This window comes from Mesorhizobium sp. M2A.F.Ca.ET.037.01.1.1 (assembly GCF_003998075.1).
Lineage (GTDB): Bacteria > Pseudomonadota > Alphaproteobacteria > Rhizobiales > Rhizobiaceae > Mesorhizobium.
Genome location: NZ_RZSA01000030.1, coordinates 1 through 14,848, shown reverse-complemented (window position 1 = coordinate 14,848; position 14,848 = coordinate 1). Strand labels below are relative to the sequence as shown.

Here is a 14,848-nt window from a genome sequence, read left to right as displayed (position 1 = left end):
CAGCCAAGCCGGCTGCGAAAGCCGGCGCAGCGAAAACAGCGCCTAAAAAGCCGGCCGCCAAGGCTTCAGCCGCGAAAGCCGGCAGCGCTTCGAAGGGCAAGGAAACCGCGGCCAAGCCCACAGCGGGCAAGCCTGGAGGGCGCAAATAATGGCCGGCACAACGCTGCTCGACATCAAGGGGATCGAGACCTACTACGGCAACATCCGGGCGCTGAACGGCGTCGATGTCAGCGTCAACCAGGGTGAGATCGTGGCGCTGATCGGCGCCAACGGCGCCGGCAAGTCGACGCTGATGATGACCATCTTCGGGGCACCGCGCGCCCGCGCCGGCACCATCACCTTCGCCGGCACCGACATCACCAAGATGCCGACGCATGAAATCGCGCGGCTGCGCATCGCGCAATCCCCGGAAGGCAGACGCATCTTCCCGCGCATGACGGTGATGGAAAATCTGCAGATGGGCGCCAGCCTCGACAATCTCAAGCATTACGACGAGGACGTCGAGAAGGTGTTCACGCTGTTCCCGCGCCTGAAGGAGCGCATCGGCCAGCGCGGCGGCACGCTTTCAGGCGGCGAGCAGCAGATGCTGTCGATCGGTCGCGCGCTGATGGCGCGGCCGAAGCTCCTGCTGCTCGACGAGCCGTCGCTGGGTCTCGCGCCGTTGATCGTCAAGCAGATCTTCGACGCCATCCGCGAGCTCAACAAGACGCAGGGGCTGACCGTGTTCCTGGTCGAGCAGAATGCCTTCGGCGCCCTGAAGCTCGCCGACCGCGGCTATGTCATGGTCAACGGCAATGTGACCATGAGCGGCTCCGGCAAGGAACTGCTCGCCAATCCGGAAGTGCGCGCCGCCTATCTCGAAGGCGGTCATCACTAAGAGAGGTCTTCATCATGCAAGGTATTCTCTACGAAGAAGCCTCGATCTGGCAGTTCCTGTTCGTCACCTGCCTGCTCGGCGGCTGGGCGGCATGGATGACCGGCAAGGCGGCGGCGCAGACCTGGAGCAGCCACGTTCAGCTGTTCTTCTACATGCTCGGTCTCGGTATCGGCATCCGGTTCATCCATCACGCGCTGTTCGGCGGCACGATGTTCTCGCTGCATTACTATATCGTCGACACCATCGTGCTGATGGTACTGGGCTTCCTCGGCTATCAATACACGCGCACCAACCAGATGGTGACGCAGTATAACTGGCTCTATGAAAGAGCTTCCTTATTAAGCTGGAAGCCGAAGGTTTGACGTTTATGATTAACGCCTTTTCGGGGATGAATTGGCGTGACAAGTGCCTGAAAATCGGCATTCTATGCTTTCTGCGATAAGGGTGGGCATCGCATGAAAGCATCATCCACGCCCACTCCGTAAATGGGAGCGTTTCAATGAAAAAATCACTCTTGTCCGCCGTTGCGCTGACCGCGTTCATCGCGTTCAGCGGCAGCGCGTGGGCCGATATCCTGATCGGCGTCGCCGGTCCGATCACCGGCCCGAACGCGGCCTTCGGCGCACAGCTGCAGAAGGGCGCGGAACAGGCTGTCGCCGACATCAACGCGGCGGGCGGCGTCAATGGCCAGCAGCTCAAGATCGAGATCGGTGACGACGTCTCCGATCCCAAGCAAGGCATCTCGGTCGCCAACAAGTTCGTCGCCGACGGCGTCAAGTTCGTCGACGGCCACTTCAACTCGGGCGTGACCATTCCGGCATCGGAAGTCTATGCCGAAAACGGCATCCTCGTCATGACGCCGTCGGCAACCAATCCTAAGCTTACCGAGCGCGGCCTGTGGAACACCTTCCGCACCTGCGGTCGCGACGACCAGCAGGGCAAGGTGGCCGGCGACTACATCGCCAAGAACTTCAAGGACGCCAAGATCGCCATCGTCCACGACAAGACGCCTTACGGGCAGGGCCTTGCCGACGAGACCAAGAAGAACCTCAACGCCAACGGCATCAAGGAAGTGATGTATGAAGGCATCAATGTCGGCGACAAGGACTTCTCGGCCCTCATCGCCAAGATGAAGGAAAACAACGTCAACCTGATCTACTGGGGTGGCCTGCACACCGAAGCCGGCCTGATCATCCGTCAGACGGCCGACCAGGGCCTGAAGGCGCCGATGTTCTCGGGCGATGGCATCGTCTCCAACGAACTGGCCTCGATCGCGGGTGACGCGGTTGCCGGCACGCTCAACACCTTCGCTCCGGATCCGCGCAAGAACCCGGACGCCAAGGAAGTCGTGGAGAAGTTCCGCGCCGCCGGCTTCGAGCCGGAAGCCTACACGCTCTACTCCTATGCCGCCGTGCAGATCATCACCCAGGCCATCGCCAAGGTCGGTTCGGCCGACGATGCGCAGAAGGTTGCCGAAGTGATCAAGTCCGGCGGTCCGTGGAAGACGGTTATCGGCGAGATCGGCTACGACGCCAAGGGCGACATCACCCGTCCCGACTACGTCATCTACGAATGGAAGAAGGGTGACGACGGCAAGTACAGCTACTTCGAGAAATAAGCCGGCAAATAGAAGCCGACTTGCAACGGATGCCCGGCGCTTGCGCCGGGCATTTTCGTTTGCGCGGTCGCAGCCGGCCGGAAGCTCCGCCCGGCGGCACGGAACGCGCTCAGGCCGCCCGCGGCAGACAGGTGGAGGAGCAACAACGGCGCGCCTGCCGCAAACAAGCGAGTTAAACCGTTTTAGGTGTCGCGCAAATTTGTTTGCGCTGCAGCATTTTCACGTTAATCATGCGCCGTTCACCTCCTTTACGCTGCTGGAGCCCAGTCCTTGGCCATCACGAAGATCCTCGTCGCCAACCGGTCCGAAATCGCCATCCGCGTGTTCCGCGCGGCCAATGAGCTCGGTCTCAAAACCGTGGCGATCTGGGCGGAGGAGGACAAATATTCGCTGCACCGCTTCAAGGCCGATGAAAGCTACCAGGTCGGGCGCGGCCCGCATCTCGCCAAGGACATGGGCCCGATCGAGAGCTACCTGTCGATAGAGGAGGTGATCCGGGTCGCCAGGCTGTCCGGCGCCGACGCCATCCATCCCGGTTACGGCCTGCTGTCGGAAAGCCCGGAATTCGCCGAGGCCTGTGCGGAGGCCGGCATCACCTTCATCGGCCCGAAGCCGGAAACGATGCGCCGGCTGGGCAACAAGGTCGCGGCGCGCAACCTCGCGATCGAGGTCGGCGTGCCGGTCGTGCCGGCAACCGATCCGCTGCCCGACGACATGGACGAGGTCAAGAAGCTCGCCGCGCAGATCGGCTATCCGGTGATGCTGAAGGCCTCATGGGGCGGTGGCGGCCGTGGCATGCGGGCCATCCGTGCCGAGGCAGACCTCGCGCGCGAGGTGATGGAAGGCAAGCGCGAGGCCAAGGCCGCCTTCGGCAAGGACGAGGTCTATCTCGAAAAGCTGATCGAACGCGCCCGCCATGTCGAGGTGCAGGTGCTGGGCGACACCCACGGCAATGCGGTGCATCTGTTCGAGCGCGACTGCTCGATCCAGCGCCGCAACCAGAAGGTCGTTGAGCGCGCGCCGGCGCCTTACTTGAGCGAAGAGCTGCGCCAGGAGCTTTGCGGCTATGCGCTCAAGATCGCGCGCGAAACGAGCTATATCGGCGCCGGCACGGTCGAGTTCCTGCAGGACGCCGACACCGGCAAGTTCTACTTCATCGAAGTCAATCCGCGCATCCAGGTCGAGCACACCGTCACCGAGCAGGTGACCGGCATCGACATCGTCAAGGCGCAGATCCATATCCTGGACGGCTTCGCCATCGGCACGAAGCAATCAGGCGTGCCGGCGCAGAAGGACATCAGGCTCAACGGCCACGCGCTGCAGTGCCGCATCACCACCGAGGATCCGGAGCACAATTTCATCCCGGACTATGGCCGCATCACCGCCTATCGCGAGGCGGCCGGCTTCGGCATCCGGCTCGACGGCGGCACCGCCTATTCGGGCGCGGTCATCACCCGGTTCTACGATCCGCTGCTCGAAAAGGTGACGGCCTGGGCGCCGACGCCCGGCGAGGCGATCTCGCGCATGAACCGGGCGCTGCGCGAGTTCCGCATCCGGGGTGTGGCCACCAACCTCACCTTCCTCGAAGCGATCATCAACCACCCGCGCTTCGCCGACAATTCCTACACGACCAAGTTCATCGACACGACGCCGGAACTGTTCGAGCAGGTGAAGCGGCAGGACCGCGCCACCAAGCTGCTCACCTATCTGGCCGATGTCAGCGTCAACGGCCACCCCGAGACGCGCGGCCGGCCGGCGCCGAAGGCGAATGCGGCCGCACCCGTGGTGCCCTATCTCAACGGCCATATCCCGGACGGCAGCAAGCAGAGGCTCGATGCGCTCGGCCCGGAGAAATTCGCCGCCTGGATGCGGGCGCAGCGCCAGGTGCTGGTCACCGACACGACGATGCGCGACGGCCACCAGTCGCTGCTCGCCACGCGCATGCGCACCTATGACATCGTCGGCATCGCCGGCACCTATGCGCGCGCCCTGCCGCAACTGTTGTCGCTGGAATGCTGGGGCGGCGCGACGTTCGACGTCGCCATGCGCTTCCTCACCGAGGACCCTTGGGAGCGGCTGGGCAAAGTGCGCGAGGCCGCGCCCAACCTTCTGCTGCAGATGCTTTTGCGCGGCGCCAACGGCGTCGGCTACACCAACTATCCCGACAATGTCGTGCAGCATTTCGTCAAACAGGCGGCAAGCGGCGGCGTCGACCTGTTCCGCGTCTTCGACTGCCTGAACTGGGTCGAGAACATGCGCGTCGCCATGGACGCGGTCGGCGCCGAGGGCAAGCTGGTCGAAGCGGCGATATGCTACACCGGGGACATCCTCGATCCGGCCCGCGCCAAATACGACCTCAAATATTATGTCGGGCTGGCCAAGGAGCTGGAAGCGGCCGGCGCCCACATCATCGCCGTCAAGGACATGGCCGGGTTGCTCAAGCCGGCCGCGGCGCGCGTTCTGTTCAAGGCGCTGCGCGAGGCGACCGACCTGCCGATCCATTTCCACACGCATGACACGTCGGGCCTCTCGGCGGCGACGGTGCTGGCGGCGGTGGAGAGCGGCGCCGACGCCATCGACGCGGCGATGGATTCCTTTTCCGGCAACACCTCGCAGCCCTGCCTCGGCTCGATCGTCGAGGCGCTGAAGGGCACCGACCGCGATCCCGGTCTCGACCCGCAATGGATCCGTCACATCTCCTTCTACTGGGAGGCGGTGCGCAACCAGTACGCGGCTTTCGAGAGCGATCTCAAGGGGCCCGCCTCGGAAGTCTATCTGCACGAGATGCCGGGCGGCCAGTTCACCAACCTCAAGGAACAGGCGCGCTCGCTCGGGCTGGAGACACGCTGGCATGAGGTGGCGCAGGCCTATCACGACGTCAACCTGATGTTCGGCGACATCGTCAAGGTGACGCCGTCATCCAAGGTGGTCGGCGACATGGCGCTGATGATGGTCAGCCAGGACCTCACCGTCGCCGATGTCGAGAACCCGGCCAAGGACATCGCCTTCCCGGATTCGGTCGTGTCGATGCTGCGCGGCGATCTTGGCCAGTCGCCCGGCGGCTGGCCAGCGGCGCTGCAGAAGAAGGCGTTGAAGGGCGACAAGCCGATCACGGTCAGGCCCGGCTCGCTGCTGAAGCCCGCCGACCTCAAGGCCAGCCGCAAGGACATCGAGACGAAGCTCGAGCGCAAGCTCTCGGAGTATGAGTTCGCTTCCTGGCTGATGTATCCGAAGGTGTTCACCGATTTCGCTGCCGCGCAGGAGACCTACGGGCCGGTGAGCGTCCTGCCGACACCGACCTATTTCTACGGCATGAAGTCGGAAGACGAGATCTTCCTCGACATCGAGAAGGGCAAGACGCTGGTGGTCCGCTGCCAGGCGTTCGGCGATGTCGACGACAAGGGCATGGTCACGGTCTTCTTCGAGCTCAACGGCCAGCCGCGCCGCATAAAGGTGCCTGACCGCGCGCATGGCGCTTCCGCCGCCAAGGCGCGCCGCAAGGCCGAGCCCGGCAATGAGAGCCATGTCGGCGCGCCGATGCCGGGCGTGGTCTCGGCGCTTGCCGTGGCGCCTGGACAGGCGGTCAAGGCGGGCGACGTGCTCTTGTCGATCGAGGCGATGAAGATGGAAACCGCGCTGCACGCCGAACGCGACGGCGAGATCGCCGAAGTGCTGGTCAAGGCCGGCGACCAGATCGATGCGAAGGATCTGCTCATAGCCTTTAAGTGACGGTCGGAGCGCGATCCCTTATGGGCGGCTGACAGCAGCCGTCCACAGGCACTCGACAAGTGTCTTGACCCGCAGCGTCCGCTCGGGCATCGAACCCGCTCCAATTTGCCGTGGCGGGAATCGCCCTGGCTTCAGAAGACGCGGAGAGAAAATGGCCGACGAAATCACCGAGACCAGCCAGACTGTAGCCGCCGGCCAGCTGCGCACCATCATCGAGCGCATCGAGCGACTCGAGGAAGAGAAGAAGACGATCTCCGACGACATCAAGGATGTCTATGCCGAGGCCAAGGGCACCGGCTTCGACACCAAGGCGATCCGCACCATCGTGCGGCTGCGCAAGAAGGACCAGGCGGAGCGCCAGGAGGAGGAGTCCATCCTCGACCTCTACAAGGCCGCTCTCGGCATGGTGTAAGCGCTCATGGCCGGCAGCCGGTCATGACTGAATTCGACTTCGGCGGCCGCCGCGCCTCGGAGTTCCGCCATCGCGGCTTCTGGGCCCTGTTCGCCGAGCGGCATCCGCAAGAAAAAGCCACGCTGGCGCGGCGCGGACCTTGGTTCTGGCAGCGCGGGCTGCCGGATTTCGCCCTGGTGCTTTCGATGTATGTCGCGCCGGCGCAAAACCATGTCGGCGTCTTCTTCGGGCGCAATGAGAAGTTCGGGGCAACGGACTCATGGTCGCGGCTGAAGCCGTTCCAGCCGGCGATCGAGGCGAAGCTGAAGCTCAAGCCCGAGCAGAGCTCGCAAGGTCTCGGCATCAACTCGCTATGGCATGTGAACTGCTATGCCGAGGACAACTGGCCGGCCATGACCGACTGGCTGGTGACAGAGTGCTCGCGCTTCGAAGAAGCCGTGACCGAAGTCCTGGGGCGGAGATAGGTCGCGGGCGATGACGGATTTTTTCTATACGCGCTGGAGGGGTGAAGCGCCGCTCGACCGGCTGTTCTGGCGCGACATGCTGCTCGTCGCGACGATCCTGAGCATCGCCTCTTCGGCGCTGGCGCTGATCCTGCTTGGATTGAAGCTGCCGCTCTGGCTGGTGCTGGCGGTGCATTTCCTCCCCGTTCCCTACAACATCTTCCTGACGGTCGCCATCTGGCGAACGGCGGAGAAGAGCGGCGGCCTGAAGGCGCAACTGATGATGCTCGGCTCGGCGCTCTGGCTGATCGCGACGGCGGTCGCCTGAGCCGCATCACATCTTTCCTGGAATTGCTCGATACGAAAAGGGCGGCCGAAGCCGCCCTTTGCGAAGTCATTTTAGAGCGATCAAGCCGATGGCTCGAAGCGCAGCGCCACACCGTTGATGCAATAGCGCAGGCCGGTCGGCGGCGGGCCGTCCTCGAAGACATGGCCGAGATGGCTGCCGCAGCGCGAGCAGTGGCATTCGGTGCGGACCATGCCGTAGCTGCGGTCGACGGTGGTCTCGATCGAGCCCGGGACCGGATCGTTGAAGCTCGGCCAGCCGGTGCCGCTCTCGAACTTCAGCTTGGATTCGAACAGCGGCTGGTCACAGCCGACGCAAAAGAAAGTGCCGGCGCGCTTCTCATAGAGCAGCGCGCAGCTGCCCGGGCGCTCGGTGCCGTGATTGCGCATGACGGCATACTGCTCCGGCGTCAGCCGGGCGCGCCACTCGGCATCGGTGCGGGTGACGGGATAGGCGTGGGTGTCCATGAAATCTCCTCGGCCTTGGCGGCTCGTTGTTACTTGCAACGGGTATTCGTCGGAACATAGGCGTTTGTTACACGTGCCGCCAGCGAAAGCGGGCTAATCCCTGATACAGGGATTTTGAAAGATTGCCGTTTGTCTTGGCGCAAGACTTTCTGCTCAGGCCCGTGAAATCGGCGCAAGCGCCGGGGATTGGTCGAGGCCGCCCCAACTTCGTCATTCTATGGCGGAGCAAGGAGCGAAGCGACGCGGCGCAGACCATAGAATCCATTCCGTGACTTGGAAGCGCCGCCACGGTGCAGAATTCTGCTCCGTTGCAGGCCTCGGCGAAGGTAACGGCATGGATTCCAGGGTCTGCGCGCGTCGCTTCGCTCCTTGCTCCGCCCTGGAATGACGATCGCGATGGGCGTTTCGGCCAATCTCCAAAGCATGCCGCCTGCCAATGCGAACGGAGCCGACCGGTCAACATCCCTGTGCCGGGGAACTAATGCTTGCGCGACAACTGCCTGGTCGCGGCTTCCAGCCCGGCCAGTGTCAGCGGGAACATGCGGCCGCCGAAGATCTCGCTGATCATGGCGATCGAGTGCGTGTAGCGCCAGTTCTTCTCGGCTTCCGGGTTCAGCCAGATCGCGTTCGGCCATTGCTGCAACAGGCGCGCCAGCCACACGCTGCCGGCCTCTGGATTCCAGTGCTCGACCGAGCCGCCCGGATGGGCGATCTCGTAGGGGCTCATCGAGGCGTCGCCGACGACGATCACCTTATAGTCCGGCCCGTATTTGTGGATGAGGTCGAAGGTCGGGATCGTCTCGGCCAGCCGCCGCCGGTGTCCTTCCAGACGCGCTCGTAGAGGCAGTTGTGGAAGTAGAAATATTCGAGCTGGCGGAACTCGGCACGGGCGGCCGAGAACAGCTCCTCGACACCGCGGATGTGGTCGTCCATCGAGCCGCCGACATCGAAGAACATCAAAAGCTTCACGGCATTGCGCCGCTCGGGCCGTGTCTTGACGTCGAGATAACCGTGCTCGGCGGTGGCATGGATGGTGCCGGGCAGGTCGAACTCCTCCTCGGCGCCCTCGCGCACCCAGCGGCGCAGCCGCTTCAGCGCCACCTTGATGTTGCGGGTGCCGAGCTCGACGGTGTCGTCGAAATTCTGGAATTCACGCTTGTCCCAGACTTTCACCGCGCGGCGATGCCGGCTTTCATGCTGGCCGATGCGCACCCCTTCCGGATTGTAGCCATAGGCGCCGAAGGGCGAGGTGCCGCCGGTGCCGATCCATTTCGAGCCGCCCTGGTGCCGGCCTTTTTGCTCCTCGAGCCGCTGCTTCAAGGTTTCCATCAGCTTATCGAAGCCGCCCAAAGCCTCGACCAGTTTTTTCTCCTCCTCGGTCAGGTGCTTTTCGGCCAGCCGGCGCAGCCATTCCTCGGGGATGTTGGCGACATCGACGGCGTCGGATCCGCCAAGCGCCTCGACGCCCTTGAAGACATGCGCGAAGACCTGGTCGAAACGGTCGATATGGCGCTCGTCCTTCACCAGGGCCGCGCGGGCGAGGTAATAAAAAGCCTCGACGTCATAATCGACCAGCCCGGCTTCCAGCCCTTCCAGCAGCGACAGATATTCCCTGAGCGAAACGGGAACCCGCGCTGCCTTCAGTTCGAGGAAGAAGGGGATGAACATGGTTGGGCTGCTATCTGTGCCCCTCGATCTTCTCGCGTGCCGCGCTTGCAATGAACGCGGAGCGGGTAAGGCCGCGCCGGCCGGCTTCTTCGTCTATTGCTGCCAACAGACCAGCATCGAGGGACAGATTGGCTCGGACAGGTCTTCCTGAATCGATCAGCACGGGGATCATCACCGCGGATTCGCCGGCGGTGCTATCGATCTCGCCTGACCGCAGCAATTGCGTCATCGTGCGAGGGGCAGGCATCGGCAGCTGCTTTGCTATCCGGGCCTCAGCCCATTCACGCATGGCCGACGTCGCGTCGGCGATTGCTTCCTCGGGATTTGCCCCGCCGCCGTGGCAACCGGGAAGATCGGGCACCCGCACGCCCCAGACATCGTCGGCTCCGTCGAGTACTCCGACATAGTGCGTCATGTGGATCGTCCTCAAATCCATCCGGCAAGTCGAGCGATCGAACGCGCCACACCCGGAGACTGTTCGCGATGACGGGGCACGATGATCATAGCGTCCGGCCTTTCCGGATGCTCATACTTTTCATGCTTGCCGCCACCGACATTCAACCAACCTTCGTGCAGAAGTCTCGCAACAATCTTGCGCGTATTGGTCTCTATCAGCGGCATCGCGCTCCCTGTAATATGCGCAATATATTGCGCAATTTCTATCATTTCAACCACTAACCATGATTACAGCAGATCGTATTCAATAAAACCCGTGCGGCGCGCGACATGATCATAGAGCCGGCGCGCGGTGGCGTTGGTCTCGTGCGTCATCCAGTAGACGTTCTTCACGCCGATCTTGCCGGCCTCGTTCTGCACCGCTTTGATCAGCGCGGCGCCTACGCCTTTGCCGCGCACCTCCGGGTCGGCGAACAGGTCCTGCAAATAGCAGTTGTTGACCAGCGACCAGCAGGAGCGGTGGTACAGATAGTGGGTGAGGCCGACGGCCTTGCCATTGAGCGTGGCTATGAAACCCTTGGGCTCGAACTCGCCTGCCGTGAACAGCCGCTTCCAGGTGAGATCATAGACCTCTTCCGGCAGCTTGGTTTCATAGAAGGTGAGATAGGCCGTCCACAGCCGGCGCCAGTCGGCGTGATCGGACTGGGTGAGCGGGCGGATGGTGATCTCGGACATTTCTTCCTCCAACATTTGGCCCGAAGCTGCGGCAGCAGCTGTTCCCCGGCAACGGTCCACAGAATGGGAAAGCGCTATTGCTGGCGGCTTATTGCTGCCGTCTGGCCATGAACGCGAGCCGCTCGAACAAATGCACGTCCTGCTCGTTCTTCAACAGCGCGCCGTGCAGTTTCGGCAGCATGTTCTTCGGGTCGGCGCGCAGGTCTTCTGGCGCGATGTCGTCGGCGACCAGCAGGCGGATCCAGTCGAGCGCCTCGGAGGTCGACGGCTTCTTCTTCAGGCCCGGCACCTCGCGGATCTCGTAGAACTGAGTGAGGGCCGCCCGCACCAGGTTCTGCTTTATGCCGGGGTGATGCACCTCGACGATGCGGTGCAGCGTGTCGATGTCGGGGAAGCGGATATAGTGGAAGAAGCAGCGACGCAGGAAGGCGTCGGGCAGTTCCTTCTCATTGTTCGAGGTGATGATGACGATCGGCCGGAACTCGGCGCGGATCGTCTCGCCGGTCTCGTAGACGAAGAACTCCATCCGGTCGAGCTCTTGCAGGAGGTCGTTGGGGAATTCGATGTCGGCCTTGTCGATCTCGTCGATCAAAAGCACGACCTTCTTTTGCGCCGCGAAGGCGTCCCACAGCTTGCCGCGCTTGATGTAGTTGGCGATGTCGTTGAAGCGCTCGTCGCCAAGCTGGCTGTCGCGCAACCGCGACACGGCGTCATATTCGTAGAGCCCTTGCTGCGCCTTGGTGGTCGATTTGACGTTCCATTCGATGAATTCGAGCCCAAGCGCCGACGCCACCTGGCGGGCGAGCTCGGTCTTGCCGGTGCCGGGCTCGCCCTTGACCAGCAAGGGCCGCTCCAGCGCGATCGCGGCGTTGACCGCGACCATTAGATCCTTGTCGGCGACGTAAGCCGCGGTGCCTTCGAAACGCATTTTTTCTCCTGTCCGTGGGGCTGGACCGTAAGGAGGCGAGGCCGGCCGCGCAAGGGCGGTTGCCGAGAGCCTCTGATCGAGATGGTCTGCAAGGCGAATTACGCGTAATTGGTCGCTCGTCTCTCTGGCGCACGGCTAACCATCGGCCTATATTTGTCCCCGGCGGTCTGTGCTTCCCGGCAGGAGAAACTTATCCCCGGGGCCTTATCGATCCTTAGGGAGCTGTCCCTGGGAAGACCCGTGGGTTTTCTCACACGGCGCCCACCTACTTTGTAGGCACCCGGGATCGACCTCTCCACCGGTTGTGTGGATCGTCACTCTCCCGATTTCGGGAGACATGCGCTAGAAAAGGTCGTTCCTAACACTCCATACAATCCCGGCCCTTTCTAGCGTCTGAGCATGAACTCACCGAAAGACCTGAAGAAACAGCTTCGCAAGGAAGCGCTGGCGCGCCGTGATGCGCTCGACGAATTCTGGCGCGTCGAGATCGCGCTCGAAATGGCCGAGACGGCAAAGGAGAAAATCGACTTCGAGCCCGGCCGCATCGTCTCCGGCTTCTGGCCGATGCGCTCGGAGGTCGATGTGCGGCCGCTGATGTTCGCGCTGCGCGAGAAGGGCGCCAGGCTCTGCCTGCCGGCGATCCTGGACAAGACCACGATCGTCTTTCGCGAGCTGGTGCGCGGCGCGCCGATGGTCGAGATGGGCTTCGGCACGGTCGGGCCGCATGAAGAGGCGGAAGTGCTCGACCCGACGCTCATGCTGGTGCCGCTCGCCGCCTTCGACGGCCGCGGCCACCGCATCGGCTACGGCGCCGGCTATTACGACCGCGCCATCGCCAGGCTGGCCGAAAAGGGCATCATGCCCAGGCTGATCGGCATCGCGTTCGATTGCCAGGAAGTCGAGCGGGTGCCGGAAGAGAACCATGACGTCATCATTCCGGAAATACTGACCGAGAGCGGGTTGCGCCGCTTCGATGTCGCTTAAGCTATCGCGACCCGCTTAACGCGTTTCAAAGACACGTCGGATTATGTTCCTGCAGCTATAATCGAGCTGACGGGGATCGTGGTGTTCCTTCTTGCACGCTATTTGCTGATGCCCTTCGCGCTGATCGCGGCGATACTGTTCTCGATGTCGTTGCACATCATAGGAACTACCTTGCATCACCAGGCTGCCTGGCAGCGGACACTCGCCACCGTAACGGATGTCAGCGCCTACAGCGAAACGCGGGCGAACGGTCTCACCACGGATGGCATCAATGTCGCCGTCAGCTATGTTGCCAATGACGCGCCGATGACATGGTCCGGCAAGGACAAGGACATCGGTCTCTACAAGGCGGCCAAGGGCGACAGGATAGAATTGTACTATGACCCTGCCGATCCATCGAGCCTCGACACGGCCGCGATGAAAGGCTGGCGCGGCGGGCTGCTGCTGCTCGCCGTCACCGGTGGGTTCACCTTGTTCTACATCTGGTTCTTCTGGTTGCGAGGACGCAAAACGCCGCCCATGGCGCCATCGACCGTTCGCGTTGCCGGCGCTGGAGCGGGGCCAGCCGATCAGCAACGCGGCACTTTCGGCCGGCGTTAAGGACCTCGGTGCCGCTTGCCTAGTGTCCACAGCTCTGGATAGAAGTGGCTATGAGACTCCTCTTTCTCGGCGACATGGTTGGCAAAACAGGGCGCACGGCAGTGTGGGAACAGCTGCCGGGGCTGATTTCCGACTTCAGGCTCGACTTCGTCATCGTCAATGGCGAGAACGCCGCCGGCGGCTTCGGCATCACCGAGGAGATCTTTCGCGAGACGCTCGCTGCCGGCGCGGATGTTGTCACCACCGGCAACCATGTCTGGGACCAGCGCGACGCGTTGATCTTCGCGCCGCGCGAGGAGCGTTTCCTGCGGCCCTCCAATTTTCCCAAGGGCACGCCCGGGCGCGGCTCTGGCGTCTATATCGCCCGCAACGGCGCGCGCGTGCTGGTCGCCAACATCATGGGCCGCGTCTTCATGCACCCGGAGCTGGACGATCCGTTCCAGGCCGGCGAGCGGGAGTTGGCGGCCTGCCCGCTCGGCGAGCAGGCCGATGCGGCGATCGTCGATTTCCATGCCGAGGCGACCTCGGAGAAGATGTGCTTCGCGCATTTCGTCGACGGCCGCGCCAGCCTCGTGGTCGGAACGCATACGCATCAGCCGACCGCCGATCATCAGATCCTCAACGGTGGCACCGCCTATATCTCGGACGCCGGCATGTGCGGCGATTACGATTCCTCGCTGGGCATGGACAAGGAAGAGCCGCTCAACCGGTTTCTTTCCAAGGTGCCGAAAGGGCGCTTCGAGGCGGCGACTGGACCGGCGACTCTCTGCGGCGTCGGCGTCGACATTTCCGATCGCACCGGTCTTGCCGAGAAAATCGCGCCGTTTCGTCGCGGGCCTCGGTTGGAAGAAACGGCGCCGTCTTTCTGGTCCTGACATTGATATAGCCAAGGTCAGTACCTAACTGGCCACGAAACCCGCGAAAACTGCTCTAGATCGTAGAGGGGACGACCTTCATGCAGCTCATCGAGTTCCTGGCGCCGCATTTTGCCTTTGTTTCCGACCCGACCGCCTGGGTCGCGCTTTTGACGTTGGTGGTGCTCGAGATCGTGCTCGGCATCGACAATCTGATCTTCATCTCGATTTTGACCAACAAGCTGCCGGAAGCGCAGCGCGCCCGGGCCCGCCGGCTGGGCATCTCGGCGGCGCTGGTCATGCGCCTCATCCTGCTCGCCACGATCTCGATCATCGTGCAGCTGACGACGCCGGTGTTCACCGCCTTCGGCCACGGATTTTCCTGGCGCGACCTGATCCTGATCGCCGGCGGCCTGTTCCTGGTCTGGAAGGCGACCAGGGAAATCCATCACACTGTCGACCCGCAGGATCATCAGGACACGATGGTGGGTACGCTGCAGCTGAGCCTTGCCGGCGCGATCTTCCAGATCCTGCTGCTCGATCTCGTCTTCTCGATCGATTCCATCATCACCGCCGTCGGCATGACCGACGAGATCGCCATCATGTATATCGCCGTGATCGTGGCGGTGAGCGTGATGATGCTGGCTGCGACGCCGCTCGCCAATTTCATCGCCAGGAACCCCTCCATTGTCATGCTGGCGCTGGGCTTCCTGCTGATGATCGGCATGACGCTGATCGCAGACGGCATGGGCTATCACGTGCCGAAGGGCTACATCTACGCCGCCATGGGC

The 14,848-nt window shown here is 62.8% G+C and carries 16 protein-coding genes, 1 other RNA gene and 1 pseudogene; 12 read left to right on the top strand and 6 right to left on the bottom strand.

Annotated elements, in window-relative coordinates; translation table 11 throughout:
- Nucleotides 1-148 precede the first annotated feature (148 nt).
- The 7 genes from EOA27_RS03155 (at nucleotide 149) to EOA27_RS03125 (ending at nucleotide 7,407) form a co-directional block, all read left to right on the top strand.
- Nucleotides 149-877 (top strand): ABC transporter ATP-binding protein, encoded by a 729-nt coding sequence (locus EOA27_RS03155; RefSeq protein WP_042645693.1) that lies wholly within the window; start codon nucleotides 149-151, stop codon nucleotides 875-877.
- A 14-nt stretch (nucleotides 878-891) separates the two neighbouring features.
- On the top strand, nucleotides 892-1,239 hold the full coding sequence (locus tag EOA27_RS03150) for a DUF6867 family protein (RefSeq protein ID WP_126063959.1): 348 nt from the start codon (nucleotides 892-894) through the stop codon (nucleotides 1,237-1,239).
- Nucleotides 1,240-1,376: 137 nt separating this feature from the next.
- Entirely contained in the window at nucleotides 1,377-2,495 is a 1,119-nt protein-coding gene (locus EOA27_RS03145; RefSeq protein ID WP_095816640.1) for a branched-chain amino acid ABC transporter substrate-binding protein, read from the top strand.
- Nucleotides 2,496-2,765: 270 nt separating this feature from the next.
- Nucleotides 2,766-6,224 carry a pyruvate carboxylase gene (pyc, locus tag EOA27_RS03140; RefSeq protein WP_126080715.1) on the top strand — a complete coding sequence of 1,153 codons (3,459 nt, stop codon included), beginning with the start codon at nucleotides 2,766-2,768 and terminating at the stop codon, nucleotides 6,222-6,224.
- 151 nt (nucleotides 6,225-6,375) lie between these two features.
- A complete protein-coding gene (locus EOA27_RS03135) occupies nucleotides 6,376-6,636 on the top strand; it encodes a DUF2312 domain-containing protein (protein ID WP_040991643.1) in 261 nt (86 codons plus the stop codon).
- A gap of 23 nt (nucleotides 6,637-6,659) precedes the next feature.
- The gene (locus EOA27_RS03130) at nucleotides 6,660-7,100 is read left to right on the top strand and encodes a hypothetical protein (RefSeq protein WP_126080716.1); all 441 of its coding nucleotides are present in this window, start codon (nucleotides 6,660-6,662) and stop codon (nucleotides 7,098-7,100) included.
- 10 nt (nucleotides 7,101-7,110) lie between these two features.
- On the top strand, nucleotides 7,111-7,407 hold the full coding sequence (locus EOA27_RS03125; protein ID WP_126080717.1) for a hypothetical protein: 297 nt from the start codon (nucleotides 7,111-7,113) through the stop codon (nucleotides 7,405-7,407).
- An 80-nt stretch (nucleotides 7,408-7,487) separates the two neighbouring features.
- On the opposite strand, the gene msrB is transcribed toward EOA27_RS03125, so the two are convergent.
- From msrB to EOA27_RS03095, 6 genes and pseudogenes are all read right to left on the bottom strand, one after another.
- The gene (gene msrB, locus EOA27_RS03120; RefSeq protein ID WP_126080718.1) at nucleotides 7,488-7,892 is read right to left on the bottom strand and encodes a peptide-methionine (R)-S-oxide reductase MsrB; all 405 of its coding nucleotides are present in this window, start codon (nucleotides 7,890-7,892) and stop codon (nucleotides 7,488-7,490) included.
- Between the two features lie 478 nt (nucleotides 7,893-8,370).
- Nucleotides 8,371-9,560, bottom strand: a pseudogene (locus EOA27_RS03115) (VWA domain-containing protein).
- Nucleotides 9,561-9,570: 10 nt separating this feature from the next.
- Nucleotides 9,571-9,975 carry a type II toxin-antitoxin system HicB family antitoxin gene (locus EOA27_RS03110; protein WP_126080719.1) on the bottom strand — a complete coding sequence of 135 codons (405 nt, stop codon included), beginning with the start codon at nucleotides 9,973-9,975 and terminating at the stop codon, nucleotides 9,571-9,573.
- Between the two features lie 11 nt (nucleotides 9,976-9,986).
- Nucleotides 9,987-10,226, bottom strand: coding sequence for a type II toxin-antitoxin system HicA family toxin (locus tag EOA27_RS03105; RefSeq protein WP_245466903.1), 240 nt, complete (start codon nucleotides 10,224-10,226; stop codon nucleotides 9,987-9,989).
- A gap of 18 nt (nucleotides 10,227-10,244) precedes the next feature.
- Nucleotides 10,245-10,691 (bottom strand): GNAT family N-acetyltransferase, encoded by a 447-nt coding sequence (locus tag EOA27_RS03100; protein ID WP_126080720.1) that lies wholly within the window; start codon nucleotides 10,689-10,691, stop codon nucleotides 10,245-10,247.
- 88 nt (nucleotides 10,692-10,779) lie between these two features.
- The gene (locus EOA27_RS03095) at nucleotides 10,780-11,619 is read right to left on the bottom strand and encodes a MoxR family ATPase (protein WP_126080721.1); all 840 of its coding nucleotides are present in this window, start codon (nucleotides 11,617-11,619) and stop codon (nucleotides 10,780-10,782) included.
- Nucleotides 11,620-11,780: 161 nt separating this feature from the next.
- Here EOA27_RS03095 and ssrS point away from each other — a divergent pair.
- The 5 genes from ssrS to EOA27_RS03070 all read left to right on the top strand — a co-directional run.
- A non-coding RNA gene (ssrS, locus tag EOA27_RS03090) (6S RNA) lies at nucleotides 11,781-11,936 on the top strand.
- An 82-nt stretch (nucleotides 11,937-12,018) separates the two neighbouring features.
- A complete protein-coding gene (locus tag EOA27_RS03085) occupies nucleotides 12,019-12,603 on the top strand; it encodes a 5-formyltetrahydrofolate cyclo-ligase (RefSeq protein WP_126080722.1) in 585 nt (194 codons plus the stop codon).
- Between the two features lie 81 nt (nucleotides 12,604-12,684).
- Nucleotides 12,685-13,203, top strand: a complete 519-nt coding sequence (locus EOA27_RS03080) for a DUF3592 domain-containing protein (protein ID WP_126080723.1) — start codon at nucleotides 12,685-12,687, stop codon at nucleotides 13,201-13,203.
- A 50-nt stretch (nucleotides 13,204-13,253) separates the two neighbouring features.
- Nucleotides 13,254-14,078: a YmdB family metallophosphoesterase gene (locus EOA27_RS03075; protein ID WP_112129722.1), complete on the top strand. Its 825-nt coding sequence runs from the start codon at nucleotides 13,254-13,256 to the stop codon at nucleotides 14,076-14,078.
- Between the two features lie 80 nt (nucleotides 14,079-14,158).
- A partial coding sequence (locus EOA27_RS03070) for a TerC family protein (protein WP_145970251.1) occupies nucleotides 14,159-14,848 on the top strand: 690 nt, incomplete at its 3' end.